Origin of the sequence: Burkholderia sp. AU6039 (assembly GCF_002223365.1) — a bacterium.
In the GTDB taxonomy this organism is placed as follows: Bacteria; Pseudomonadota; Gammaproteobacteria; order Burkholderiales; family Burkholderiaceae; genus Burkholderia.
In genome coordinates, this window is the sequence record NZ_NKFK01000003.1 from 444,141 (window position 1) to 469,403 (window position 25,263).

Sequence of the window (25,263 nt, forward strand, 5' to 3'; positions counted from 1 at the left end):
GACGGAAATTGGGCCAGCCTCAAGAGCCGGAATTTTCCAGCTAAGACTGGGACGGAAATTGGGCCAGCCTCACCTGAACGCCTACCTCTCGAAGGACGGCAGCAAGATCATGGGTACCTGGATCTGCACGCCGGGCAAGTTCGAGGTGAACTATGAAAAATGGGAGTACTGCCACTTTCTCGACGGCTACTGCATCATCACGCCGGAAGGCGAGGAGGCGGTGCACCTGAAGGCCGGCGACGTGTTCGTGATCGAACCCGGCATGAAAGGCACGTGGGAAGTGGTGGAAACGGTGCGCAAGTACTTCGTCTTTGCCTGAGCGGGCCGGTCGATTCGAGCGACGCATCCCTGCGTCGCCGGATCCCTTCCCGGTTCCCGGAGCCGGGAGGGCACGCAGATGATTCCGGCTCCACGGAACGCGTTCCGGTTCGGAAACAGCTCGTCGAGCGTGGTCGCGTTTCTTTCAGCGAGGCTGAGCAGGCGCACATATCAAGCGTCGTTCCCGAAAGGGTCGGAAGTGCCGAGCGTGCCGATTGCATGGCCTGACGTCGCGCCCGGCGCCGCCACCGGAAACCCATTGCCACCCGCCCGCGCCATTGCGCGGCGCCGGTGTTAATCTTTCGCCCATCCCCGCTGCCGCCCCCGACCCCAAAGGCCTCCCATGGAAAGCTGGACGATCGGCATCCTGCTCGGCATGACCACGATCCTCGTGCACACCGCGGCGATGGTCGGCCTGGCGGTTGTCGCGCGCCGGCTTCGCGAAGCGCTCGACGTGCGCCGCGACGACATCCACCAACAACTGCGCCAGGTGACGGGCATCATCGCGCTGATCTGCATCGCGCTCGGGCTGCTCCATACGCTGGAGGCGATCGCGTGGGGCGCGACGCTCGTGCAGGTCGGTGCGATCGGTTCCTTCAGCGATGCGCTGTTCTTCTCGATCGACGCGATGTCGACGCGGGGCGCGTCAGGCATCGTGCCCGCCGCGAACTGGCGAATGCTCGGCGCGATCGAATCGTCGTGCGGCGTGCTGCTGTTCGGGATGTCGACCGCGTTCATCTTCGCCGTGATCCAGGCCGACTTCTCGGCGATCACGCAGCGGCTGCAGCACGATCGTCCGCCACGGTAACGCTCGCCTGCAGCGTGCGGCGACAGCGCCTATGATGCAGCGGTCCGCCCACTGTTACGGCCGCATCGCGTACGTCGTTTGCCAGCGCCTCGGCTGCCACCATCGGAACCCCGACCATGCGCATCACCGCGATCCACGAACGAGCGATTCCCGTGTCCCGCTATGCCGATCCGGCGATCCCGTCCGGCGGCCTGACGACGAGCGTTGTCGCGGTTACCACCGACGTCGTGCGCGATGGCCGCCCGGTGACGGGCTACGGCTACGCGTCGATCGGCCGTTTCGCGCAGGGCGGCCTGATTCGCGAACGGTTCGCGCCGCGCCTGCTGGCCGCGGCCGACTCACTCGCCGACGAAGCCGGCACGAACCTCGACCCGTTCCGCGCATGGTGCGCGATGATGGCCGGCGAGAAGCCCGGTGGGCACGGAGAACGATGCGTCGCAGTCGGCACGCTCGACATGGCGATCTGGGATGCCGCCGCGAAGATCGCCGACCTGCCGCTCGCTTCCTTTCTCGCCGACCGACTTGAACGCACGGCCGCCCTAAGCGTGCGTGTGTATGCGGGTGGCGGCTACCGCTATCCGCATGACGATCTCGCGCGTCTGTCGGACGAAATGCGCCGCATTGCCGATCTCGGCTACACGCACGCGAAGATCAAGATCGGCGGCGCGGATCTCGATCAGGACCGCAGACGCATCGAAGCGGCCGCCACGCAATTGGCGGACAGTTCGCACCTCGCGGTCGACGCGATGAACACGTACGACGCGACGACCGTCGAAGCCGCTGCCGCGATGCTCGCGCCGTTCGATCTCTGGTGGTTCGAGGACATCTGCGATCCGCTCGACCTGCCGCTCCAGGCGGACATCGCCACGCGCTACGCACCGCCGATCGCGGCCGGCGAGGCGCTGTTCTCGCTCGCGGAAGCGAAGCTGCTCGACCGCTACGGCGGCCTGCGCCCCGAGCGCGACGTGCTCGTGTTCGATCCGGTGCATGGCTACGGGCTGCCGGGCTATCTGCAGATCGTCGAGCACTTCGCATCGCGCGGCTGGCGGCGCGATGCGTTCTGGCCGCATGGCGGCCATCTGTTCTCGCTGCACGTCGTCGCGGCGCTCGGGCTCGGCGGTGCGGAAGTCAGTCCGTTCGCGTTTCATCCGTTCAGCGGACTGGCCGATGGCGCAAGCGTCGACGCCGGATACGCACGCGTGCCGCAAGCGCCGGGCATCGGCTTCGAGCTGCATGCCGGCGCGCACGACGTGTTTCGCACGTTATCGGGCCGCTGACGCCCGCAGTGCATCGATCGCGAAACGCACCGCGAAGCCCAGCATCATCACCGCGACGAAGCAATCGAGCATGCGCCACGCGAGCGTGCGGGCGAACCACGCGCGGCATGCGCGGGCGCCATACGTGAGCATCAGGAACCACGCGAGCGAAGCGGTCATCGCGCCGATCGCAAACGGCGCGCGTGCGGCGGGCGTGTGGCTCACGATCACGGTGCCGAGGAGCAGCACGGTGTCGATCCACGCATACGGATTGAGCAGCGAGACGGCGGCGGTCGCGAGCACCGTGCGCGAGCGCGTGGGTTCGCTGCCCGTGCGCGGACCGTCGACGTGCTCCGGCTGTCGTCGCCAGATAGCCGAGCGCAGCGCGAGCAGGCCATAGCCGGCGAGATACGCGATGCCGGCCCACAGCGCGGCCGACGCCACGCCGGGATGTTGCGACAGCAACGACGACAACCCCTGCGCGCCGAGCACGATCAGCAGCGCATCGCTGCCTGCGCAGACGAGGGCGATGGAAAGCAGATGGGGGCTCGAGATCGAGCGCTTGATGACGAAAGCGTCCTTGGGGCCGACGGACGTGAACAGTCCGGCGCCAAGCAGCAGGCCTTCGGTGAAGGCAGAGGTGTCGAGCACGAGCGGGCCGACAACCTCTTAAGCTGAACCGGTGAGGGTTACGATGAACGAAACGTTAAGGGGCGCCCGGGGGCGTTGTCAATGCCCACTCGGGCCGCTGCCCGAGCGTGTCGAACAGCCGGACGATCTCCGCCTTCACCTTCTGCACCGCGTTGCTGACGAGCGCCGTATCGTGCCAGCACAGCGACAGGTCGCGCGCGAACAGCCGGTGCGCGACCGTCGACAGCTTGAGCTTGCGCTCCTCGATCTCGACGTGCGCGGCCGTCCACGGCAGGATCGTCACGCCGAGCTGCGCCATCACGGCCGCGAACAGCAGCCCGGTCGAGCTCGCCTCGAAGCTGATCTCGTACGACAGCCCGGCCTCGCGCATCGCCCAGTCGACGCGGTTGCGGATCGTGTTCGGCGCGCTCGGCAGCACGAGCGGCATCCGCGCGATCGCGTCGAGCGGCACGGGATCGTCCGGCACCGGGAACCCGGGCCACGTGATCAGGTACAGCGTTTCCGTCAGCAGCCGGTGAACCGCGATGCCGCGCGTGTCGACCGCGTCGACGACGATCGCGAGATCGAGCCGCGTGCGTTCGAGCAGCGTGTCGAGATCGGCGCTCGGCGCCTCGATCAGCTCCAGCATGATGCCGGGAAAGCGGTCGCGCACCGCGCGGGCGAGCGGGATGGCCAGCACGCGCGCGGTGCTGGACGGCATGCCGACCGTCACGCGGCCCTGCGGCGTCTCGGCGTCGCGGCGCAGCAGCTCGCGCGTGCCGTCGGCCTGGCGCAGCAGCTCGAGCGCGTGCTGGTACAGCGTGCGGCCGGCGGCGGTCGGCGCGACGCCGCGCACGCTGCGTTCGAGCAGCTGCATCCCGAGATCCTGTTCGAGATTGCGCATCTGCTGGCTGACCGCCGGCTGCGCGACATGCAGCGCCTCGCTCGCATGCGTGACGTTGCCGCATTCGACGACCTTCACGAAATAGCGCAACTGCCTCAAGTCCATCGTCGCCCCTCCCGTTTCGAGCCATAAGCGAATCCGATCGAGCGAGATGAATATCATATTTTTCCCCGATCGATGGTGTTTCTATACTCGTCTCACAAAAGAGCCAGCCTCCCGGCCATCCCGGACCGGACGCGGCAAAAGCGCCGGCCCTGCCGGCAAGGAGACGAAGATGTTCAAGGCGATCGACGCGCCGGCGGCCGGCGCGAAGCCGCGGCGCACGCCGCTCACGCGCGAGCAGGTCAAGGGCTTCTGGGCCGTGTATGCGGGCTGGGTGCTCGACGGCGTGGATTCGGTGATCTACGCGCTGGTGCTGATTCCGGCGCTGACCGAACTGCTGCCGGCGTCCGGCATCGCGGCGACGCCCGCGAATCTCGGGATGTACGGCTCGATCCTGTTCGCGCTGTTCCTGATCGGCTGGGGGCTGTCGTTCATCTGGGGCCCGCTCGCCGACCGCTTCGGCCGCGTGCGCACGCTCGCCGCGAGCATCCTGATCTACTCGGTGTTCACTGGCGCAGCTGCGTTCGTGCACGACGTGTGGGCGCTGGCCGCGTGCCGGCTGATCGCCGGGATCGGCGTCGGCGGCGAATGGGCGCTCGCGGGCACCTACGTCGCCGAAAGCTGGCCGGAAGACCGCCGCAAGATGGGTGCGGGCTATCTGCAGACGGGCTACTACTTCGGCTTCTTCATCGCGGCGTGCCTGAACTACACGATCGGCGCGACCTACGGGTGGCGCGCGATGTTCCTGTGCGGGCTCGCGCCCGCGCTGCTCGCGGTGTTCACCGTGATGCGCGTGAAGGAGCCCGGCCAGTGGCGCCGGCATGACGCACGCGACGGCGACGTGGCCGACGCACGACGCGCCCATCCGCTGCGCGAGATCTTCGCGCCGGCCTTCCTGCGCCGCACGGTGACGAGCGCGAGCCTCGTCGGCGTCGCGATCGTCGGGCTGTGGGCCGGCTCCGTGTACGAGGCGAGCGCGGTCAGCACGCTGGCGGCGCGCGCGGGCATCGACCACATCGGCGCGATGCGGCTTGCATCGATCGGCGCGGCGATCCTGTCGTGCGCGACGATCGCCGGCTGCCTGGTGGCGCCGTGGCTGTCCGAACGGCTCGGCCGGCGCACCGCGCTCGGCGTGTATTTCGCGGGCATGGCCGCATCGATCGTGTTCGCGTTCGGCTGGGCGTTCTACCAGCCGAACGGGCTCGCGGCGTTCATGGTGTCGCTCGCGTTCCTCGGTTTCTTCGGCGGCAATTTCGCGATTTTCTCGCTATGGCTGCCCGAGCAGTACCCGACGCGCGTACGGGCCACCGCGTTCGCGTTCAACGCGTCGGTCGGCCGCTTCATCGGCGCGGGCGTGAACTTCCTGCTCGGCGCCGCGATACACGGCTACGGCTCGCTCGGCGTGCCGGTCGCATGGACCGCGGCCGTGTTCGGGCTCGGCATCCTGATCCTGCCGTTCGCGGTCGAAACGCGTCATCAGACATTGCCCGAATGAGCAGCACGCCGCGATCGTCCGACAACAAGCCACACCCCGTCATCAATATCAGGAGTCCGGAATGCAGGCATTACAAGGAATCAGGGTCGTCGATCTGAGCCGCGCGCTGTCGGGGCCGTTCTGCTCGATGGTGCTCGCCGACCTCGGCGCCGACGTGATCAAGGTCGAGTCGGGGCCGCACGGCGACATGAGCCGCGCATGGGGGCCGTTCGATCGCGGCGTGAGCACGTACTACCTGTCCTGCAACCGCAACAAGCGCGGCATCTGCGTGGATTTCCGGCAGCCGGCCGGCCTCGACGTCGTGCGCCGGCTGATCGCGCAGGCCGATGTCGTGATCGAGAATTTCAAGGCGGGCACGATGGGCGCGATGGGGCTCGGCTATGCCGCGCTGAGTGCGCGCGATTCGCGGCTCGTGATGGGCAGCGTCACCGCGTTCGGCCCGCGCGGCCCGTTGCGTGACTGGCCGGGCTTCGACCAGATCGCGCAGGGCTATGCGGGGCTGATGAGCCTCACCGGTTTTCCCGACGGCGAGCCGACCCGCACGGGCACCGCGATCGGCGATCTCAGCTCGGGGATGTGGGTCGCGACCGGCGTGATGGCCGCGCTGTACGAGCGTGAGCGCACCGGGCGCGGGCAGCATGTCGGTACGTCGCTGCTCGAAAGCCTCGTTTCGCTGCTGAGCGTGCACGGGCAACGCTACCTGAGCCTCGGCGACGTGCCGCGGCGCACCGGCAATGCGCATGCGGTGATCGCGCCGTACGGCGTGTTCGAGACGGCCGACGGGCCGCTCAACCTCGCACCGATCACGACCGACATGTGGCTGCGGCTGTGCCAGTTGCTGGACCTGCCCGAGCTGCCGAACGATCCGCGCTTCGCGACCAACGATGCGCGCGTCGCACACCGCGATGCACTGAAAGCGTTGCTCGAAAGCCGGCTGCGCACGCGCGGCAAGCGCGAATGGACGCAGCGTTTCGTCGAAGCCGGGCTGCCGGCCGGGCCGATCAACACGCTCGACGAAGTGTTCGACGATCCGCAGCTCGCGCATTGCGGGCTGGTCGAGCCGGTCGCGCATCCGACGCTCGGCACGCTGCGCCAGGTCGTCACGCCGCTCGGCGGGATGGGCGACGAGATGCTGGCGCCGCGCACGCGCCATGCGCCGCCGCTGCTCGGCGAGCATACGGTCGACGTGCTGCGCGAAGCGGGCTACGGCGACGATGCGATCGACGCACTGCTGGCCGAGCGTGCGATCTTCCAGGCGGAAGCGCTGGCGGAGGCCGTGCAATGAGCGACACGACGAAACACGAAGGGGCGTCGAACGTGACGGTCGACAGGGTCGGCGAGCGGATCGCGCGCGTGCGGTTCGCGAATCCGGCGCGACGGCATGCGCTCGATGCACCGTTGCTCGATGCGCTCGTGGCGCACCTCGATGCACTGGCCGAACACCGTCCGCCACCCGTCGTGATCCTGTCGAACGACGGCAGCGGCGACGTGTGGAGCGCGGGGCACGACCTGCGCGAACTGGCCGACGATCGCGATCCGCTCGCCTACGGCAAGCCGCTCGAACGGGCGCTGCGGCGCGTGCGGACCTATCCGGGCGCGGTGATCGCGGCGGTGTCGGGTTCGGCGTGGGGCGGGGCGGTCGATCTCGTGATGAGCTGCGACCTGGTGGTCGCGGCGCGCGACGCGCGTTTCGCGATGACGCCCGCGAACATCGGCCTGCCGTATTCGACGAGCGGCCTGCTGCGCTTCTACGACAACCTGCCGATCCACGTGTTGAAGGAGATGTTCTTCTGCGCGCAGCCGCTCGATGCGGAGCGCGCCGCGCATCACGGGCTCGTGAACCGGCTGGCCGACGCGGGCGGCGTCGACGATACGGCGCTCGACGTCGCGCGCACGATCGCCGCGAAGGCGCCGCTCGCCGTGTACGCCGTGAAGGAGCAATTGCGCGTGCTGCAGGACGCGCGGCCGTTGCCGGCCGATGCGTTCGAACGGATTGCCGAGTTTCGCCGGCAAGCGTGCGAAGGCGCGGATTTCGACGAAGGGCTGCGTGCGTTTTCGGAACGTCGCGCGCCGGTGTTTCGCGGCGTCTAGGCGACGGGTTGTGCGAGCGAGGCGCGCGAGCGGTGAAAAGCGTGCGGACGCGCGCGTGTCGTTGTGCAGGTATCGGTTGCGTCATGCGCGGCCGACGTCGCGTGCCGCGTCGCCGCGCGTCACATGCCGAGCGCGTGCACGCCGACGAGCAACAGCGCGCCGATCGCGATCAGCAGCAGCGCGTGAATGCGCGTGTAAATCACGCACAGCGTCGACGCAACCGCGATTGCCCGTGCGGCCCAGCCGCCGTCGAGCGCCTGCAGCAGCACCCACACCGACGCGAGGATCATGCCCGCCGCGACCGGGCGCAGGCCGGCCTCGAGCGCGATCTGCCAGCGTGCGCCCTGGTGCCGCCGCCACAGATGCGCGACGCCGTAGATCAGGAACGCGGTCGGGCCGAACAGCGCGAGCGTCGCGATCACCGCGCCCCAGAAGCCGGCGACCTGCCAGCCGATCAACGTGGCCAGCAGCGAGCCGGGGCCCGGCGCCATCCGCGCGATCGCGAAGTCGTTCACGAATTGCGCGGCGGTCATCCAGTGATGCACGTCGACGACCTGCCGCTGGATGTCGGCGATGATCGCCTGTCCGCCGCCGATCGTCGCGATCGACAGCGGCGCGAACACGCCGAACAGCGCGGTGTAGCGTTGCAATGCGGTCATCGCGCGTCGCTCCCGGCTGGCGTCGCGGCCGCGCGGCGGTATTCGAGCGCGACGCTCAGCGTGCCGCCCACCAGCACGGTCCACACGAGCGGCCAGTGCAGCACGGCCACCGACACGAACGTGAGCGCCATCACCGCGAACGGCAACGTGCGGCGCGGCAGCCGGCGCACGGCGGTGATCGCCATCGAGATCGACAGCCCGATCGCCGCGGCCGCCGCGCCGGCGAGCGCGATGTGCGTGAGCGGAAAGCGCGTGAGGGTCGAGAATGCGATGCCGAACAGCACGATCAGCACGGCGGGCGGCGCGATGATGCCGGTGAAGCCGGCCACCGCGCCGCGCCATCCGGCGAGCCGGTAGCCGATCCAGATCGCGAGGTTCTTCACGTTGACACCCGGCAGCGCTTGCGACAGCGCGAGGCCGTTGAGGAACGCCTCCTCGTCGAGCCAGCGCCGCTCGTAGACGAAGTCGCGCATCATCCGCCCGCTGAGCCCGCCGCCGAAGCTGGTCAGGCCGATCTGCGAGAACGCGATGAACAGCGCGAGGACGCCGGGCGGCGGCGCGTCGCCTGCTGGCGGTGCAGGTGAAGTGGCGGAGGAGGGCGGCGGCATCGGTGGGCGGTGCGTGGCGGTTGGGCGGTTGCCCATGTTAGCAAGCGGACCCTGTCAGCACGCTGACAGGGGCTCGGCGGCGATGTGATGAAAGCCTTCGGCCGAGTCGACGCGTGCATTCCGGTGCACTCAGCTCATCGAGTTCATCCATCGGCCCGGTACATCAGCACATCAAGCATCAACGCATCGACGCATCCCGCGCATTCGCGTGAACGCAACCCTTGGCCGCTACGCACGCACGACCGTCACCCCGGCCGCCTCGATCGGCTTCGTCAGCGCGGCGTCGGTTTCCTTTTCGACCACGACGGTATGCGCCAGCGTGAGCTCGCCGATCACGAACTGCGACGCCGCGCGCAGCTTCGACTGCGACGCGAGCACGACCGTCTCGGCCGCGCGTTCGGCGAGCGCGCGCTTGATCGCCGCTTCCTCGAAATCGCCGGTGCTGAGCCCCGCGACCGGATGCACGCCCGTGACGCCCATGAAGTACAGGTCCGCATGAATGCGCGCAATGCCCTCCATCGCCGCCGCGCCGACGGCCACGATCGAATGCTTGTAGAGCCGCCCGCCGATCAGGATCACATCGATCGACGGATGCGCGGCGAGCGCCACCGCGACACTCGGGCTGTGCGTGACGATCGTCGCGCGCAGATCGGCCGGCAACTGGCTGACGAGCAGCGCCGAGGTGGTGCCGCCGTCGACGATCGCCACCTGGCCGGGTGCGATCATCTCCGCGGCCCGCCGCGCGATGCGCCGCTTCTCCGCCGTCTCGAGCGCCTCGCGCTGCGCGAACGGCGCAACGGCGGGCGACGCCGGCAGCGCACCGCCATGCACGCGCTGCAGCAGGCCTTCGGCCGCAAGCTCACGCAGGTCGCGGCGGACAGTATCTTCGGACACGCCGAATTGCGCGCTCAGTTCGACTGCCAGCACCTGGCCGTCGCGCGCGAGTGCGTCGAGGATCGCTTTCTTGCGTTGTGTCGTCAGCATCGTGTTTGCACGAATTTTCTTGAAATTGCACGAATGTGCACGTTACCATGGGCGCCGTCTTTTGTCGAACCGGAGGCTGGGATGGCTGCAACGCGAGACCGTGTCCGCATCGTCGATACGACGGTGCTGTCCGATGACTGGTATGTGCTGAAGAAGGTGACGTTCGATTTCCTGCGCCGCGACGGAACGTGGCAGCGCCTGAGCCGCGAGACCTACGATCGCGGCCATGGCGCGACCATCCTGCTGCGCAATGCCGGGACGGGCGACGTGCTGCTGACGCGGCAGTTCCGGATGCCGGCGTTCGTCAGCGGGCACGACGGCATGCTGCTCGAGGCTGCTGCCGGCCTGCTCGACGACGCGACGCCCGAAGCGCGCATCCGCGCGGAGGCCGAAGAGGAGACCGGCTATCGCGTGCGCGGCGTACGCAAGGTGTTCGAGGCATTCATGAGCCCCGGCTCGGTGACGGAGAAGCTGCATTTCTTCGTCGGCGAATACGATGCGTCGCTGCGCACCGGCGACGGCGGCGGCGTCGCGGAAGAGGGCGAGGATCTCGAGGTCGTCGAGATGCCGCTGCAGGCAGCGCTCGACGCGATCGAGCGCGGCGAGATCGTCGATGCGAAGACAATCATGCTGCTCCAGTACGTCGCGCTGCGGGAAACCGCCGGCGCGCGCACGGCATGACGCCGCTGCTCGTGCTGGTCGCCGGCCCCTATCGCAGCGGCACGGACGGCGACCCCGCGCGCATCGCCGCGAACCTGCACCGGCTGGAGGCGGCGGCGCTTGCCGTGTATCGCCGCGGACACGTGCCGATGATCGGCGAATGGGTGTCGCTGCCGCTCGCCGTCGCGGCCGGGTCGCGACAGGTCGGCGACGCGATCAGCGAGACGTTTCTGTATCCGGCCGCGCACCGGCTGCTGCGCCGCTGCGATGCGGTGCTGCGCATCGACGGCGCGTCGCGCGGGGCGGACACGGACGTCGGTCTTGCAAGACAGCTCGGCAAGCCGGTCTATTTCGCGGCCGACGACATTCCGGTCGCGCAGGACGATCCGGATAGCTGATCAGGCGGGGAGGCGGCCAGCCGGAGCGCCGCCGGCCGCCCTCGGTATCGGCCGGCTGACTGCATCACTCTGAGCCGGGCGAGCACCGGGTCAAGCCGTTGCATTGCGCATGCCGCGCCGCACGCAAACCGGCGTATGATCGCGACGCCACCCGCGCACCGCCCGACGTTACCGCCGCCCCACCATGCCGTTCTCCGATTCCACCGACGCCAAAGCTGCTGCTGCCGCGCAACTGCCAGCCGATCTCGTCGCTGCCGCCGTCGCCGCGCTCGCGCGTGCCGACGCCTTGCTCGTGACGGCCGGCGCCGGTATTGGCGTCGATTCCGGGCTGCCCGATTTTCGCGGCACGGACGGCTTCTGGCGTGCGTATCCGGCGCTGCGCCACGAGCGTTTCGAATTCCACGAGATCGCCTCGCCGCATGCATTCCGGGCACGCGCTCCGCTCGCGTGGGGCTTCTACGGGCACCGTCTCGCGCTTTACCGCGCGACGGAGCCGCATGCGGGCTTCGCGATCCTGCGCCGCTGGATCGACGCGATGCCGAACGGCGGCTTCGTGCTGACGAGCAACGTCGACGGCCAGTTCCAGAAAGCCGGCTTCGATCCGGCGCGGATCGTCGAGATCCACGGTTCGATCCACGCGATGCAGTGCCTGCGCCCCTGTTCGGACGACACGTGGGAGGCGGCGCCGTTCGTGCCGGACGTCGACGAAGCCACCTGCCGCCTCGTCGGCGACATGCCGCGTTGTCCGCATTGTGGCGGCCTCGCGCGGCCGAACATCCTGATGTTCGGCGACACCGGCTGGCTCGGGGCGCGTTACGACGCGCAGGAGCGTGCGCTGGAAGATTGGCTCGCGCAGGCCGGGCGCGTCGCCGTGGTCGAGATCGGCGCGGGCACCGCGATCCCGACCGTGCGCCTGCTGGGCGAACGGCTCGGCGCCGACGTGATCCGCATCAACGCACGCGAAGCGCATGCGCGCCGGGCGGACGTGATTGGCCTGAAGGGCGGTGCGCTGGCGACGCTGAGCGCGCTCGACGCAGCCTGGCAACGCGCGTGAGCCTGCGGGCGGGCTCACGACCCGAACGCCCCGAACGGGCCGGCATCCCGCAGCCGGTCGCCGTTGCAGGTGCGCGGCGAATCCGCATACAGTTCAGCGTGTGCCGCCCGCGCACGCGCGATCGGCGTCCGGGAGCGGATCTCGCCCCGGGCAACCGGGGGCCGGCGGCTGACTCCAGCCGCATCTTCGACCGGGAGCGCCCTTGTTCTATTCGATCGTCGCGATCTTCGTCGGCGCCGGGCTCGGCGCGTTGCTGCGCTGGTTCCTGAGTCTCGCGCTCAACGAATTCTTTCCCGCCGTGCCGCTCGGCACGCTCGCCGCGAACCTGATCGGCGGCTACGTGATCGGTATCGCCGCCGTCGTGTTCACGACCCGCGTCGGGTTGCCGCCCGAATGGCGGCTGTTCGTGATCACGGGCTTTCTCGGCGGCCTCACGACGTTCTCGACCTATTCGGTCGAAGTGATGACGCATGCGGTGCAGGGCGAATTCGGATGGGCGTTTGCGGTGGCTGCCCTACACTTGACTGGATCGTTCGCGCTGACGGCGCTCGGCATGTGGACCGCGCGCGCGTGGCTCGCGGCGGCCTGAGCGTGCCGCCATCGGAGGGTGCGATGGACAAGATCTTCCTGCGCTTCTATGTGCACGAGAAGCACCGGCTGCACTGGAAGCCGCTGTGGGAATGGCTGCTGGAGGAAGCGAACCGGATGGGCGTCGCGGGCGGTTCCGCGTTTCGCGCGATGGCCGGGTTCGGCCAGCATCGCGTGCTGCACGAGGACCGCTTCTTCGAACTGCAGGGGTCGCTCGCGATCGAGATCGAATTCATCGTCACCGAGGACGAGGCGCAGCGCTTGCTCGACCGGCTGTCGCACGAGAAGGTGCGTGTGTGCTACGCGATGATGCCGGCGCGCTTCGGCGTGATCGACACGCTCGGCGGACCGCCGGCGCAGGGGCCGGCGGCGTAGGGTGCGACGTTGGCGTCAGATGCCGAACATCGTCAGCGACACGGCGGCGCGCGTGACGACCATCAGCAGCACCTGCACGATCACGAACAGCAGGATCGGCGACAGGTCGATGCCGCCGAGGTTCGGGATGATGCGGCGCAGCGGGTTCAGGAACGGCGCGGTCAGCTGGTAGAGGATCGGCATCGCCGGCGAGCGCGGGTTGAGCCACGACAGCAGCGCCATCAGGATCGTCATCCAGATCACGAGATTGAGCGCCCACTTCACGACGGTGAGCAGCGCGACCACGACGAGCGTCGCGATCACCGCGGCTGGGTCGAAGCCGGCCATCACGACCATCAGCACGACGTAGACGAGCGCGGTGAGCAGCGCGGCGACGACGCTGGCCCAGTCGATGCCGCGCACGCCCGCGATGACGCGGCGCAGCGGCAGCACGAGCCAGTTGGTCGCCTGCAGCACGGCCTGCGTGACGGGGTTGTACGGTGGCACGCGGACGGCCTGCATCCAGACGCGCAGGATCAGCGCGGCGCCGAACAGCGTGAAGACGGTATTGAGCAGAAAACGGGCGATCTCGCCGAACATCGTTGGCATCCTTTTTAGTCAGTAGCGTGCGGCCGCCAACGCCGGATGGCGGCGCATCGGCCGACACATTATCACGCCTCGTCTTGCGACGGGGAGGGGTGTGCGGCGGTGCGCGCGAGCGACGTTTCGACGGCTTCGGCGAGCGCCGGCAGCGATGCCGGCGGCGTGGCGCGCTGTGCCGCGAGCGCGATCGCGCGGCGGGTCAGCAGCGCGTACAGCGTCGCGTGATCGCCGCCGCGCGTTTCAAGCAGTGCCAACTGGCGTTCGACGATGCCCGTGTCGCCGCGCGACACCGGGCCGGAGAGCGCGTTCGCGAGCCCCTTGTCGCGGGCGGTCTCGATCGTGCCGGCCAGCATCGGCAGCAGTGCGCGCAGCGCGGCGTCCTCGTCGAAACCGAGGCCGCGCCACAGCTCGACCGCTTCCGCCAGCCCGCACAGCGCGAAGCTCGCCGCGTAGTGCGCGGCTGCGTGATAGAGCATCCGGCCGCCGGCCGGAATCGACAGCGGATGGCAGCCGAGTGCGGCAGCAAGTCGCAGCAGCGTCGCGTGCAACGCGCCGTCGGCTTCGATCGTGACCGAGCAGCCATCGATGCGGGCGAGGTCGGCGTCGGTGCCGCCGAACAGGTAGAGCGGATGGAAGCCGCCGGTGGCCGCGCCTTGCCGTTTCGCCGGATCGAGCAGGGCGACCGCCGACGCGCCGCTGCAGTGAACGACGGCTTGCTGCGCGGCGCGCGACGCGTCGAAGTGCAGCGCGGCGGCGGCTGACGCGAGATGGTCGTCGGGCACGGTCAGGAAGATCAGGTCGGCGGCGTCGGCAACCTGCTGCGGCGTGTCGACCGCCTGGCAGCCGTCGATGCGCGCGGCGAGCGCCGCGGCCGACGCGGGCGTGCGGCTCGCGATCGCGACGACCGGAAAGCCGGCCCGCGCGAAGCGTTGCGAGACGCAGCGCGCGAGACGGCCGGCGCCGATAAAGCCGAGGCGGGGTGTATCGGGAACGGACATGGCGGCGGATGTAAGCGAAAACGAAGCAACCGCCAGTATCGCAGGAATGACCGCGGGGCCGTGAAAGGGTGGCTTCTGCCCGGGACGTGACTTGGCTTATCGGTATGCGGCGCCATATCGGCGCGAGTTTCACCGCCCGGCACCGCGGTCGATTCATGATCGGAGAATCCGACCCCGAAACATATCGCCTCGCTATCCGGCTTGAAATGTCGGCATCTTGTCTCAAATTTGTAATCGTTCATTACGGTTGCGTGCCCGCTGCGCGCGCTGTATCCGGTAAGACTGACCGGTCATGATGTTGCGACCCGATTCGTCGGACGGAGTCGCGCGACCGGCAAGGGGCGCCGCAGGCGCCGCGAGCCACGCCGCGCGGCGGCTCCGGCCACGTGCGATTGCAATTTGCAACAAATGCACGGTACGCGAGGAGCGGGTTTTCGCTACATTGCTTCCATGCGACGTGCACGCCCGCCGTTGCCGACAGGGGCGCATAAAATACCGCTCCAGCAGGAGAATCGAAGTGAAAAAGCTCATTCCGTTCATCGCCGCCGCCGCGCTGGGCCTGGGTGCCGCAAGCGCTGCGCAGGCTCACGTGTCGATCGGGGTCGGCATCGGTATCCCGGTCGCGCCCGCGTATCCCGTCTATGCACCGCCGCCGCCCGTGTATTACGCGCCGCCGCCTCCGCCCGTCTATTACGCACCGGCGCCGGCCTACTACGCGCCGCCGCCCGCCGTGGTCGTCGGCGGCTATGGTGGCTACTACGGTCGCCCGTACTGGCGTCACGGTTACGGCGGCTGGGGCCATCACGGCTGGCGTCGCTGATTCGTGCCGCGCGGCCTGGCCGCGCGTGGCAAAACGGCGCAACGTCCCGCAAGGGGCGCTGCGCCGTTTTTTCTTTGGACCCACCGCCAGACCTCGGTGAGGCCGACTTCGATTACACCGCGTGCACGATCAGGTCGCGGTAGCCGCCGACGATCACGCTGTACGAGAAATACGCGAACAGCAGCGCCGACGCGACATGACACGCGCGCATCAGCCCGGCACCCGCGCGCTTGCGGCCCTGGCTTGCGAGCGTGCACATGAAGAGTGTCCACGCGAGGCCGCCGAGGAAAAAGCCCGACAGGAACACCGACGCGGTGGCCGGCGTGGTCGCGCCGGCCTTCGCGATCAGCGCGCCGCCGACCGCCGCGAACCACAGGATCGCGCTTGGCGACGACATCGCGAGCAGCATCCCGCGCAGGAAGCTGCGCCGTGCGCTGGCGCGCGGCGGCGGCGTGTCCTGGGCATCGTCGCCGGCCGTCTTCGCCGGCGTGAGCGCTTCACGCGCCATCTTCCACGTGAGGAACAGCAGCACGGCGCCGCCGCCGATCCATACGATCCAGCGCACCGGCTCGAACTGCAGCAGCACGGCCATCCCGCCAAGCGCGAGCGCCGCATAGACGAGATCGCCGACGCACGAGCCGATGCCGAGCCAGAAGCCCGGCCGGAAGCCGTGCGACAGCGTCAGCGACAGCATCGCGACATTGACGAGGCCGATGTCGAGGCACAGCGACAGAAAGAAGCCGTCGGACAGCATGGAGGCGGGCGGAAAGATCATCTTCGATGTGCGTGTCGCGATGGCGGTCCACGGGCCGGCAGGCGCCGGCCGCATGGCGTCAGAGGCCGATCTCCTGCCAGAGCCGGTCGACGCGCGCCTTCACGGCCGCATCCATCTCGATCGGGCGCCCCCATTCGCGGCTGGTCTCGCCGGGCCACTTGTTGGTCGCGTCGAGCCCCATCTTCGAACCGAGACCGGCCACCGGCGACGCGAAATCGAGATAGTCGATCGGCGTGCTGTCGACCATCACGGTGTCGCGCACGGGGTCGACACGCGTCGTGATCGCCCAGATCACTTCCTTCCAGTCGCGGATGTTCACGTCTTCGTCGACGACCACGATGAACTTCGTATACATGAACTGCCGCAGGAAGCTCCACACGCCGAACATCACGCGCTTCGCGTGGCCCGCGTAGCTCTTCTTCATCTGGACGATCGCCATCCGGTAGCTGCAACCTTCGGGCGGCAGGTAGAAGTCGGTGATCTCGGTGAACTGCTTCTGCAGCAGCGGCACGAACACCTCGTTGAGCGCGACGCCGAGCACGGCGGGCTCGTCAGGCGGCTTGCCCGTGTAGGTCGAGTGGTAGATCGCGTCGCGGCGCATCGTGATGCGCTCGACGGTGAACACCGGAAACCACTCCTGCTCGTTGTAATAGCCGGTGTGGTCGCCGTACGGGCCTTCGAGCGCGTGCTCGTACTTGGCGGACGCATTGCCGGCCGGGCGCGGCGGTGCGCCGGCCGGAGCCGGGGCAGGGCTGCCTTCCTGCGGATAAATGAAGCCTTCGAGCACGATCTCCGCGCGTGCGGGCACCTGCAGCGTGTCGACGCCGGGCGTCAGGCACTTCGCGAGCTCCGTGCGGCTGCCGCGCAGCAGGCCGGCGAACTGGTATTCGGACAGCGAATCGGGCACGGGCGTCACGGCGCCGAGCGTCGTGGCCGGATCGGCGCCGAGCACGACCGCGACCGGATACGGCTTGCCGGGGTTCTGCAGCGCGAATTCGCGGAAGTCGAGCGCGCCGCCGCGATGCGCGAGCCAGCGCATGATCAGCTTGTTGCGGCCGATCAGCTGCTGACGGTAGATCCCGAGGTTCTGCCGCGACTTGTTCGGCCCGCGCGTGACCGTCAGCCCCCACGTGACGAGCGGCCCCGCATCGCCGGGCCAGCAGGTCTGGATCGGCAGCCGGTTCAGGTCGACGTCGGCGCCTTCCCAGACGATCTCCTGGCACGGCGGCGACGACACGGATTTCGGCGCCATGTCCCACACGGCCTTCGCGAGCGACAGCAGCTTGCCGGCGTCCTTCAGGCTCTTCGGCGGATCGGGTTCCTTCAATGCGGACAGCAGGCGCCCGAGATCGCGCAGCGAATCGAGCGCGGCGTCGTCGCCCGCATCCACGCCCATCCCGAGCGCGACGCGGCGCGGCGTGCCGAACAGGTTGCCGAGCACCGGGAAGTCGTAGCCGGTCGGCGCGTTGAACAGCAGCGCAGGGCCGCCGGCGCGCAGCACGCGGTCGCACAGCTCGGTCATTTCGAGCACGGGCGACACGGGCTGCGTGACGCGCCGCAGTTCGCCAAGCGCCTCGAGGCGCTGGATGAAATCGCGTAAGTCTTTGTATTTCATGAAGATGGTCCGGGCCACCCGCCAGGCGGGCAGCGATGGGTGGGCGCAGCGACCGGCTGCGACCCCGAATCGACCGACGATTTTACCCGCGCGGGCGCATGCCCGCCCGGCGGTGAAAAAAGTCGACCGCGCGCAAACCCCCTACGGCACGGGGATTGCGTTCTGAAGAGTGTCGGTAAATTACTTTTTGTTATAATTTCAATGTTTTATAGTGTTGACGATCTATAAAACCCTGCTAGAATCCGCTCACATTGGCTGCAGGGTAAAAGGCTTCGAGCCGCCAATCACCGATCTTTGACGCAGCGCGTCACCGTCCGCCGAATCCTGCACGGCGTATCCGACGGCCTTAGTCGTAGTCTCAGCCAGCGCCACCAGACGCTGGTTTTTTGCGTGGGTGCCACCGCGTATGCCCGCCTCGCCCAGTGTGCGAAGGTGCCGGCCCTCTTACACCGTGGCCTCGAACGGTACTTATACCGTTTCCCCGATGCTTGCACGCCCCAACCAAAGCGTGCGGCGTCGTGATTCCGCGGCGCGTTACCTGTCTCGCCATCGAGCTGAGCGAGCCGCACGAGTCATGTTCATGGGAGATGATCTGAATGAACGCTTGGTTATCGTGGCGTCCTAGTGAGCAGCATGCGCAATTCGTGCGCAGCATGCTGCGTCGCGGGACGCGTGTCAGTCACCATCTATTCAGCGTTGTCGGCTGTCTCGCTGTCGCAGTTGCGCTTGCACTGTGGCTGCTGCCAACCGTCCGCGGCACGCTGGCCGCGAAGCTGATGCCGGTCGTATCCGCGGCCGTGCAAGCCGGCCCGGCCCGTCTGCTGACCGGCCATCCGCTGCCGAACTTCGCGCCCGCCGGCGCGCAGCCGCAGCAGGAAGAGAACAGCCCCGAAACGGACGCGCTTGCGGTCGGCCTCGACGTCGCACCGGAAGCCGCCGCCGCGCAGGGCGACGCGTCCGATCCGGCCCGCAACGGCCCGTCGCCCGTCGCGCTGGCGAAGCTGATCCCGACCCAGCGCGTGGCGGCCGATGCGCGTGACGACCGTGCGCTCGCATCGAATCGCGAACAGGCGCTCGTCGCGACCTACCTGTCGCGCCGTTACCGCGTCGCACAGGAGCCGCTCGGCCAGCTTGTCAAGGCTGCGTTCCAGACCGGCCGTGACGTCGGCCTCGATCCGCTGCTGCTGCTGTCCGTGATGGCGATCGAATCGGGCTTCAACCCGTACGCCGAGAGCGGCGTCGGTGCGAAGGGCCTGATGCAGGTCATGTCGAAGGTCCATTCCGACAAGTTCGAGTATTTCGGCGGCACCGATACCGCACTGCAGCCGCTCGCGAACCTGCAGGTCGGCGCACTCGTGCTGAAGGACTGCATCGCACGCGGCGGCTCGCTCGCGAACGGCCTGCGCCTTTACAACGGCTCGACGAACCCCGACGACAACGGCTACGGTTCGAAGGTGATGGCCGAGCGCGGTCGTCTGCGTGACGTCGCGCGGGGTCGTAGCGTACCCGTCAATGCGCCGCAGGCGCCGGCGAAGCCGATCGTCACGGCCGCCGCCGTGACGGCAGCCGCAGGCGGCGCGAAGCGCGTGCATGCGACGCTCGAAACGGCGGCGAAGTCGACGGCATCGAAGGAAGCCACGTCGCAGGACGACGCGAGCGTCGATACCGCGAAGCAGCCGCACGGCGATCATTCGGAGCTTGGCGCGTAACTCACGCACGGCTCCAGCCGGCAGGACATGAAAAAGGCACCCGGATCGGGTGCCTTTTTGCTTTTGCGGGGTGCGGAATGGCCGCCGCACCGGCCGCGCGTCAGTGCTGCCCGAACAGTGTCGCGAGCCGGTCGACCGCTTCCTCGAGCCGCGAGTAGGCCGTCGCATAGGACAGGCGGATATAGTCACGCGGCGCATGGACACCGAAGTCCATGCCGGGTACCAGCACGACGCCCGCGTCGTGCAGCATCGCCGTCGTGAGCGCGGCGCTGTCGCCGGCCGCCGGGTGGGCGACGCCGCCGCAGTGCGCATACACGTAGAACGCGCCGTCCGGCATCACGGGCACCGTGAAGCCGAGCCGTTCGAGCGCCGGTGCGATGAAATCGCGACGGCGCTTGAATTCGAGCCGGCGGGCTTCGTAGATGTCGAGCGCGGCCGGCTCGAAGCACGCGAGCGCCGCGTGCTGCGCGAGCGCGGACGGGCAGATGAACAGGTTCTGCGCCAGCTTCTCGAACGTGCCGACCAGCGCGGGCGGCACCACCAGCCAGCCGAGCCGCCAGCCCGTCATGCTGAAATACTTGGAGAAGCTGTTCACGGTGACGACGTCGTCGCCGAACGACAGCGCCGACACGGGGGCCGCGTCGTAGCTGAGCCCCTGGTAGATCTCGTCGACGATCGTGAAGCCGCCGCGTGCGCGCACGGCTTCGACGATCCGTTTCAGTTCGTCGGGTTCGAGCGACGTGCCGGTCGGGTTAGACGGCGACGCGAGCAGGACGCCGCGCGTGCGGTCGCCCCAGCGTGTGCGGACGTCGTCCTCGGTGAGCTGGAAGCGCGCATCGGGGCCGCTCGGCACGAGCACCGCGCGGCCTTCGGCCGCGGCGACGAAGTGCCGGTTGCACGGATACGACGGGTCGGGCATCAGCACCTCGTCGTCACGCCCGACGAGCGCGAGGCACGCGAGCAGCAGCGCGGCCGACGCGCCGGCCGTCACGACGATCCGTTCCGGACTGATCGTGAGGCCGTAGGCGCGTGCGTAGTGCGCGGCGATCGCCTCGCGCAGCGGTGCGATGCCGAGCGCGCTCGTATATTGGGTGACGCCACGGCGCAGCGCGGCCGCGGCCGCTTCCACGACCGGCTCCGGCGCAGTGAAATCCGGCTCGCCGATGCCCATGTGGATAACATCGCGCCCGGAGGACTCGAGACGCTGTGCCTCCTTCATCAGTTCCATCACGTAGAAGGGCTGGATCGCGTCGACGCGTGCGGCGAGTCTGACGAGCGAATCGGTGGCGGTATTCATCGGGCGGGCAGGGCGAGGGAGGCGGGGCAAAAGAAAAAACGGGCGCATGCGCGCCCGTTCCGGACCAACGGGTTCAGCCGTTGCGGCGCGCCTGCGTTTCGGCGGGGCGCAGCTTCGCGGCGAGCTTGTCGAGCACGCCGTTCACGTACTTGTAGCCGTCGGAGCCGCCGAACGTCTTCGCGAGTTCGACAGCTTCGTTGATGATCACGCGGTACGGCGTTTCGACGTGGTGCGTGAGCTCGAACGTGGCGATCAGCAGCACGGCGCGTTCGACCGGCGACAGCTGGTCGATCGGGCGATCGAGCGACGGCGTCAGCGCTTCGACGAGCGTGGCGTGCTCGCGGATCACGCCGTGCAGGATCGCGTCGAGCAGCTCCTTGTCGGCCTTGTCGTAACCGAGCGCGCCGCGCAGTTGCGCGTCGATCTCACCGGAGGACGCGTTCGACAGCAGCCACTGGTACAGCCCCTGCGTCGCCAGCTCGCGCGATTGTCGGCGGGCGCTCTTCTTCATGCGCGCTCCTCTTCGTCGTCTTCCTCTTCTTCGTCCTCGTCGTCATCGCCGAGCTGGTCGAGGGCCATCGTCAGGTTGGCCATCTCGACGGCGACGCGTGCGGCGTCACGACCCTTTTCGGTCATGCGCGCGACGGCCTGCTCGTCGTTTTCGGTCGTCAGGACCGCGTTCGCGATCGGCAGGTTGAAGTCGAGGCCGATGCGGGTGATGCCCGCGCCGCTCTCGTTCGACACGAGTTCGAAGTGGTAGGTCTCGCCGCGGATCACCGCGCCAAGCGCGATCAGCGCGTCGAACTGGCCGCTTTCCGCGAGCTTCTGCAGTGCGAGCGGGATTTCCAGCGCGCCGGGCACCGACACGAGCAGCACGTCTTCACCGGTGACGCCGAGGCGTTCCAGTTCCTCGACGCACGCGTCGGCGAGGCCGTTGCACACGGGCTCGTTGAAGCGCGATTGCACGATGCCGATACGCAGGCCGTCGCCTTCGAGATTCGGTTGGTATTGTCCGATTTCCATGATCTTGTCCGTGGTGTGGATGAACGGTTATAGGGCGAAAGCGCCGTGGCGGGTTACGCGTGGGACGCCGGGCAGGACTTGGCTTCGCCGCCGGGCATCGGAATGAAGCCCGTGACTTCCAGGCCGTAGCCGGACATGCTGCCCAGCTTGCGCGGATTCGACAGCACCTGCATCTTGCTGACCCCGACATCGCGCAGGATCTGCGCGCCGATGCCGAACGTCTTGAAATCAACCGGCCGGCGCTTGAGCACAGCGGCCTTTTCTTCCTCGTCGAACGCCTTGAAGACGTCGATCAGGTGTTCCTTCGTGTCGCCGCAGTTGAGCAGCACGATCACGCCGAGGTCGCGCTCCGCGATCTCGCGCATCGCGGCGTCGAGCGTCCACGAGTGCGTCGACACGCCCGTCTCGAGCAGGTCGAGCACCGACAGCGGCTCGTGCACGCGCACCGGCGTATCGACGTCCGGCGACGGCGTGCCGCGCACCAGCGCGATGTGCGGCGAGCCGCTCGGCTGGTCGCGGTACAGCACCGCGCGGAACGTGCCGTGCGCGGTCTGCATCGTACGCTCGGCGATCCGCTCGATGATCGATTCGGTGCGGCTGCGGTACTGGATCAGGTCGGCGATCGTGCCGATCTTCAGGTTGTGTTCCTGCGCGAACTCGATCAGGTCGGGCAGGCGCGCCATCGTGCCGTCGTCCTTGATGATCTCGCAGATCACCGCGGCCGGCGTGAGGCCCGCCAGCGCGGTGAAGTCGCAACCGGCCTCGGTGTGGCCCGCGCGCACGAGCACGCCGCCCGGCTGCGCCATGATCGGGAACACGTGGCCCGGCTGCACGATGTGCTCGGGGCGCACGTCATGCGCAACCGCCGTGGCGATCGTGTGCGCACGGTCGGCGGCCGAGATGCCGGTCGTCACGCCTTCGGCCGCTTCGATGCTGACCGTGAACGCGGTGCCGTACTGCGTGCCGTTGCGGTAGGTCATCAGCGGCAGGTGCAGCTGCTTGCAGCGTTCCTGCGTCAACGTCAGACAAACCAGGCCGCGGCCGTACTTGGCCATGAAGTTGATCGCTTCCGGCGTGACGAATTCGGCGGCGATCACGAGGTCGCCCTCGTTTTCGCGGTCTTCTTCGTCGACCAGGATCACCATCCGGCCGGCTTTCAGCTCGGCGATGATGTCGAGCGTGGAGGCGAGCGTCATAAGGGGGCGTGAAAGAGGAAAGTGCGTATTTTACGCCAGCCGGACGACGTTTCGGCTGGCGTGGACCGCGCGCGACCGGCGAGCGCTCCGGAAAGCGCTGCGGCCGGCCTGCGCGGCAGGCCTGCGCGGCAGGCCTGGTGGGGCCGCCGCGCAATGGCTGCATGCGCGTGCGGACAGTGGCGGGCCGGGCTTTGCCCGGCCGCGCGTCACGCGTGCTGGTCGCGCCCGCCCAGGTAGTCGAGCTTGCCGAGCTCGACGCCGCTGTGGCGCAGGATGTCGTACGCGGTCGTCACGTGGAAGAAGAAGTTGGGCAGCACGAAGTTCAGCAGGTACGACTGGCCGGTGAACTCGATCGGGCCGACGCGCATCTTCAGCACGATCTGGCGCGCCTCGCTGCCGTCGATCTGCGCGGCGTCGAAGCTTTTCAGGTAGTCGATCGTCTTCTGGATACGGGCGTGCAGTTCGTCGAAGGTCTGCTCGACGTCCGGGTAGCTCGGGATTTCGACATCGGCGAGGCGCGCGGCGCAGCCCTTGGCCGTGTCGGTCGCGATGTAGACCTGGCGGACGAGCGGCAGCATGTCCGGGTACAGGCGGGCGCCGACGAACACCGACGGATCGATCTGCTTTTCGGCCGCATGCGCCTGCGCCTTGCCGAGAATGTGCTGAAGATTGGTCAGGCCACGGATCAGGACAGGCACCGAGGCCTGATACATCGAAATGGACATGGGAACGACTCCTTGAGGAAGAGGGTGACCAATACGCGGCCGCGCCGTGCGTTGCGGCGCCGGAACCGCTGTCGACGCATCTTAGCGCGGCGGCATGACCCGTGCGCGTCGTTGGCCATTCGGCCAGCTGTCGGAGCAGGTGGGCGAGCGACGAGCGCACGCGTCGTGGCTTCGACCGGCGACGGCAGCGCGGCGAGAAATGGGGCGGGAGCAATCCGCGTCGTCCCGACGCGATGGGCGACATGCGTCGCGCGGCGGGTTCGACCGGCGGCCGACCGAACGAGGTGGTGCGAGGGCGGCGCTCCGGCCACGACGGGCCGAACCGCCCGTCCGTGGCTGACGATCAGTCCTGATGCATGCCTTGCGACGACGAGCGCATCCGTTCGACGTAGCGCGCGATCATGTCGACTTCGAGATTGATCTTGCCGCGACAACACCGGCAAACGTCGTGACGATCCCGTTCAGTGCGCGGCGTCGGGCGGCGCGAAGCGCGCGAGGATCCGCAGGTCGTCGCCGACCCGCTCGAACCCGTGGAACGACAGCCGCGTACGCGCGTCGAGGTTCGCCGGCGCGGCGAGGTCGAACATGCCGGCCGCATCGGCGCCCAGCAGGCTCGGCGCGAGGTAGACGAGCAATTCGTCGACGCACTGCTCGCGCAGCAGCGAGCCGTTCAGCTTGTGGCCGGCCTCGACGTGCAGCTCGTTGACGCCGCGCGCGCCGAGCGCCACCAGCATCGCGGGCAGGTCGACCTTGCCTTGCGCATTCGCGATCGGCACGATTTCCGCGCCACGGGACTTCAGCACGTTCGCGCGCACTTCGCCGGCGGCGTCGAGCCGGCCGCAGAAGATCAGCAGCGGCGCGCCTTCGAGCAGCCGCGCGTCGAGCGGCAGGTCGAGGCGGCTGTCCACCAGGATGCGCTGCGGCTGGCGCGGCGTGTCGATGCCGCGCACGGTCAGCAGCGGGTTGTCTTCACGCACGGTGCCGATGCCGGTGAGGATCGCGCAGGCGCGCGCACGCCATGCGTGCCCGTCGAGGCGCGCGGCCTCGCCGGTGATCCACTGGCTTTCGCCGGACGGCAGCGCGGTGCGGCCGTCGAGCGACGCGGCGGTCTTCATCCGCACCCACGGGCGGCCGCGCGTCATCCGCGACACGAAGCCGACGTTCAGTTCGCCGGCTTCGTGCGCGAGCAGCCCGCAGCGCACGTCGATGCCCGCGTCGCGCAGCATCCCGAGGCCGCGTCCCGACACCTGCGGGTTCGGGTCTTCCATCGCGGCGACGACCTTCGCGACGCGCGCGTCGATCAGCGCGTTCGCGCACGGCGGCGTGCGGCCGAAATGGCTGCACGGCTCGAGCGTCACGTAGACGGTCGAACCGGCAACGTCGTAGCCGCGGGCACGCGCGTCCTTCAGCGCCTGCACTTCCGCGTGATCCTGGCCGGCCGGCTGCGTGAAGCCTTCGCCGATCACGTCGCCGTCCTTGACGATCACGCAGCCGACACGCGGGTTCGGCGCCGTCGTATACATGCCGCGCGCGGCGAGCGTCAGCGCGCGCTGCATGTGGGCGAAATCGATATCCGAGAACATGCGCGCGGAC

At 68.6% G+C, this 25,263-nt stretch carries 27 protein-coding genes and 1 pseudogene; 13 read left to right on the plus strand and 15 right to left on the minus strand.

The window, feature by feature from the left end:
* Nucleotides 1-61 precede the first annotated feature (61 nt).
* The 3 genes and pseudogenes from CFB39_RS04600 to CFB39_RS04610 form a co-directional block, all read left to right on the plus strand.
* A pseudogene (locus CFB39_RS04600) lies at nt 62-319 on the plus strand (cupin domain-containing protein); the annotation flags it as partial.
* A 342-nt stretch (nt 320-661) separates the two neighbouring features.
* Complete coding sequence (locus tag CFB39_RS04605) at nt 662-1,126, plus strand: hypothetical protein (RefSeq protein ID WP_089430721.1); 465 nt, start codon at nt 662-664, stop codon at nt 1,124-1,126.
* A gap of 116 nt (nt 1,127-1,242) precedes the next feature.
* Nucleotides 1,243-2,403 (plus strand): mandelate racemase/muconate lactonizing enzyme family protein, encoded by a 1,161-nt coding sequence (locus tag CFB39_RS04610; protein WP_089472299.1) that lies wholly within the window; start codon nt 1,243-1,245, stop codon nt 2,401-2,403.
* On the opposite strand, the gene CFB39_RS04615 is transcribed toward CFB39_RS04610, so the two are convergent.
* Together CFB39_RS04615 and CFB39_RS04620 are read right to left on the minus strand one after the other, a co-directional pair.
* Complete coding sequence (locus CFB39_RS04615; RefSeq protein WP_089472300.1) at nt 2,389-3,033, minus strand: LysE/ArgO family amino acid transporter; 645 nt, start codon at nt 3,031-3,033, stop codon at nt 2,389-2,391. The two genes, CFB39_RS04610 and CFB39_RS04615, sit on opposite strands and share 15 nt — an antisense overlap.
* A 55-nt stretch (nt 3,034-3,088) precedes the next feature.
* Nucleotides 3,089-4,021 (minus strand): LysR substrate-binding domain-containing protein, encoded by a 933-nt coding sequence (locus tag CFB39_RS04620; protein WP_089473221.1) that lies wholly within the window; start codon nt 4,019-4,021, stop codon nt 3,089-3,091.
* A 169-nt stretch (nt 4,022-4,190) separates the two neighbouring features.
* Between CFB39_RS04620 and CFB39_RS04625 the strand changes: the two genes are divergently transcribed.
* From CFB39_RS04625 to scpB, 3 genes are all read left to right on the plus strand, one after another.
* Complete coding sequence (locus tag CFB39_RS04625; protein WP_089472301.1) at nt 4,191-5,513, plus strand: MFS transporter; 1,323 nt, start codon at nt 4,191-4,193, stop codon at nt 5,511-5,513.
* 61 nt (nt 5,514-5,574) lie between these two features.
* Nucleotides 5,575-6,798, plus strand: coding sequence for a CaiB/BaiF CoA-transferase family protein (locus CFB39_RS04630; protein ID WP_089472302.1), 1,224 nt, complete (start codon nt 5,575-5,577; stop codon nt 6,796-6,798).
* Nucleotides 6,795-7,604, plus strand: a complete 810-nt coding sequence (scpB, locus tag CFB39_RS04635) for a methylmalonyl-CoA decarboxylase (RefSeq protein WP_089472303.1) — start codon at nt 6,795-6,797, stop codon at nt 7,602-7,604. The genes CFB39_RS04630 and scpB overlap by 4 nt, the downstream gene beginning before the upstream one ends.
* A gap of 119 nt (nt 7,605-7,723) precedes the next feature.
* On the opposite strand, the gene CFB39_RS04640 is transcribed toward scpB, so the two are convergent.
* From CFB39_RS04640 to CFB39_RS04650, 3 genes are all read right to left on the minus strand, one after another.
* On the minus strand, nt 7,724-8,263 hold the full coding sequence (locus tag CFB39_RS04640; protein ID WP_089472304.1) for a chromate transporter: 540 nt from the start codon (nt 8,261-8,263) through the stop codon (nt 7,724-7,726).
* Nucleotides 8,260-8,871, minus strand: a complete 612-nt coding sequence (locus tag CFB39_RS04645; RefSeq protein WP_089472305.1) for a chromate transporter — start codon at nt 8,869-8,871, stop codon at nt 8,260-8,262. Before CFB39_RS04645 ends, CFB39_RS04640 begins: the two co-directional genes overlap by 4 nt.
* 228 nt (nt 8,872-9,099) lie before the next feature.
* The gene (locus CFB39_RS04650; RefSeq protein WP_089450074.1) at nt 9,100-9,855 is read right to left on the minus strand and encodes a DeoR/GlpR family DNA-binding transcription regulator; all 756 of its coding nucleotides are present in this window, start codon (nt 9,853-9,855) and stop codon (nt 9,100-9,102) included.
* 81 nt (nt 9,856-9,936) lie between these two features.
* On the opposite strand from CFB39_RS04650, the gene CFB39_RS04655 reads away from it, so the two are divergent.
* The 5 genes from CFB39_RS04655 to CFB39_RS04675 all read left to right on the plus strand — a co-directional run bounded on the left by CFB39_RS04655 (nt 9,937) and on the right by CFB39_RS04675 (nt 12,930).
* Entirely contained in the window at nt 9,937-10,536 is a 600-nt protein-coding gene (locus tag CFB39_RS04655) for an NUDIX domain-containing protein (RefSeq protein ID WP_089439421.1), read from the plus strand.
* On the plus strand, nt 10,533-10,913 hold the full coding sequence (locus tag CFB39_RS04660) for a DUF4406 domain-containing protein (protein WP_089472306.1): 381 nt from the start codon (nt 10,533-10,535) through the stop codon (nt 10,911-10,913). Before CFB39_RS04655 ends, CFB39_RS04660 begins: the two co-directional genes overlap by 4 nt.
* A 184-nt stretch (nt 10,914-11,097) precedes the next feature.
* Nucleotides 11,098-11,967: a Sir2 family NAD-dependent protein deacetylase gene (locus CFB39_RS04665; protein ID WP_089472307.1), complete on the plus strand. Its 870-nt coding sequence runs from the start codon at nt 11,098-11,100 to the stop codon at nt 11,965-11,967.
* Nucleotides 11,968-12,169: 202 nt separating this feature from the next.
* Nucleotides 12,170-12,556: a fluoride efflux transporter CrcB gene (gene crcB / locus CFB39_RS04670; RefSeq protein WP_011351225.1), complete on the plus strand. Its 387-nt coding sequence runs from the start codon at nt 12,170-12,172 to the stop codon at nt 12,554-12,556.
* Nucleotides 12,557-12,579: 23 nt separating this feature from the next.
* A complete protein-coding gene (locus CFB39_RS04675; protein WP_089473222.1) occupies nt 12,580-12,930 on the plus strand; it encodes a DUF190 domain-containing protein in 351 nt (116 codons plus the stop codon).
* Nucleotides 12,931-12,945: 15 nt separating this feature from the next.
* Here CFB39_RS04675 and CFB39_RS04680 read toward each other — a convergent pair whose 3' ends face one another.
* The gene (locus CFB39_RS04680; protein ID WP_089425861.1) at nt 12,946-13,509 is read right to left on the minus strand and encodes a YggT family protein; all 564 of its coding nucleotides are present in this window, start codon (nt 13,507-13,509) and stop codon (nt 12,946-12,948) included.
* Between the two features lie 71 nt (nt 13,510-13,580).
* Nucleotides 13,581-14,510 carry a Rossmann-like and DUF2520 domain-containing protein gene (locus tag CFB39_RS04685; protein WP_089472308.1) on the minus strand — a complete coding sequence of 310 codons (930 nt, stop codon included), beginning with the start codon at nt 14,508-14,510 and terminating at the stop codon, nt 13,581-13,583.
* A 517-nt stretch (nt 14,511-15,027) separates the two neighbouring features.
* Between CFB39_RS04685 and CFB39_RS04695 the strand changes: the two genes are divergently transcribed.
* Complete coding sequence (locus CFB39_RS04695; RefSeq protein WP_021157078.1) at nt 15,028-15,330, plus strand: hypothetical protein; 303 nt, start codon at nt 15,028-15,030, stop codon at nt 15,328-15,330.
* A 112-nt stretch (nt 15,331-15,442) separates the two neighbouring features.
* On the opposite strand, the gene CFB39_RS04700 is transcribed toward CFB39_RS04695, so the two are convergent.
* Complete coding sequence (locus CFB39_RS04700; RefSeq protein ID WP_089473223.1) at nt 15,443-16,105, minus strand: LysE family translocator; 663 nt, start codon at nt 16,103-16,105, stop codon at nt 15,443-15,445.
* Nucleotides 16,106-16,163: 58 nt separating this feature from the next.
* Nucleotides 16,164-17,720: a UbiD family decarboxylase gene (locus CFB39_RS04705; protein ID WP_089472310.1), complete on the minus strand. Its 1,557-nt coding sequence runs from the start codon at nt 17,718-17,720 to the stop codon at nt 16,164-16,166.
* A gap of 596 nt (nt 17,721-18,316) precedes the next feature.
* On the opposite strand from CFB39_RS04705, the gene CFB39_RS04710 reads away from it, so the two are divergent.
* On the plus strand, nt 18,317-19,429 hold the full coding sequence (locus CFB39_RS04710) for a transglycosylase SLT domain-containing protein (protein WP_089472311.1): 1,113 nt from the start codon (nt 18,317-18,319) through the stop codon (nt 19,427-19,429).
* A 100-nt stretch (nt 19,430-19,529) separates the two neighbouring features.
* On the opposite strand, the gene CFB39_RS04715 is transcribed toward CFB39_RS04710, so the two are convergent.
* The 6 genes from CFB39_RS04715 to ribD all read right to left on the minus strand — a co-directional run bounded on the left by CFB39_RS04715 (nt 19,530) and on the right by ribD (nt 25,253).
* The gene (locus CFB39_RS04715; protein ID WP_039371039.1) at nt 19,530-20,726 is read right to left on the minus strand and encodes a pyridoxal phosphate-dependent aminotransferase; all 1,197 of its coding nucleotides are present in this window, start codon (nt 20,724-20,726) and stop codon (nt 19,530-19,532) included.
* 73 nt (nt 20,727-20,799) lie between these two features.
* Nucleotides 20,800-21,237 (minus strand): transcription antitermination factor NusB, encoded by a 438-nt coding sequence (gene nusB / locus CFB39_RS04720; protein ID WP_021157083.1) that lies wholly within the window; start codon nt 21,235-21,237, stop codon nt 20,800-20,802.
* Nucleotides 21,234-21,749, minus strand: coding sequence for a 6,7-dimethyl-8-ribityllumazine synthase (gene ribH, locus CFB39_RS04725; protein ID WP_039371042.1), 516 nt, complete (start codon nt 21,747-21,749; stop codon nt 21,234-21,236). Before ribH ends, nusB begins: the two co-directional genes overlap by 4 nt.
* Nucleotides 21,750-21,802: 53 nt before the next feature.
* Nucleotides 21,803-22,945, minus strand: coding sequence for a bifunctional 3,4-dihydroxy-2-butanone-4-phosphate synthase/GTP cyclohydrolase II (ribBA, locus tag CFB39_RS04730; RefSeq protein ID WP_089424716.1), 1,143 nt, complete (start codon nt 22,943-22,945; stop codon nt 21,803-21,805).
* A gap of 206 nt (nt 22,946-23,151) precedes the next feature.
* Nucleotides 23,152-23,670, minus strand: coding sequence for a DUF1993 family protein (locus CFB39_RS04735; RefSeq protein WP_069247362.1), 519 nt, complete (start codon nt 23,668-23,670; stop codon nt 23,152-23,154).
* Nucleotides 23,671-24,131: 461 nt separating this feature from the next.
* The gene (ribD, locus tag CFB39_RS04740) at nt 24,132-25,253 is read right to left on the minus strand and encodes a bifunctional diaminohydroxyphosphoribosylaminopyrimidine deaminase/5-amino-6-(5-phosphoribosylamino)uracil reductase RibD (RefSeq protein ID WP_089472312.1); all 1,122 of its coding nucleotides are present in this window, start codon (nt 25,251-25,253) and stop codon (nt 24,132-24,134) included.
* Nucleotides 25,254-25,263 lie beyond the last annotated feature (10 nt).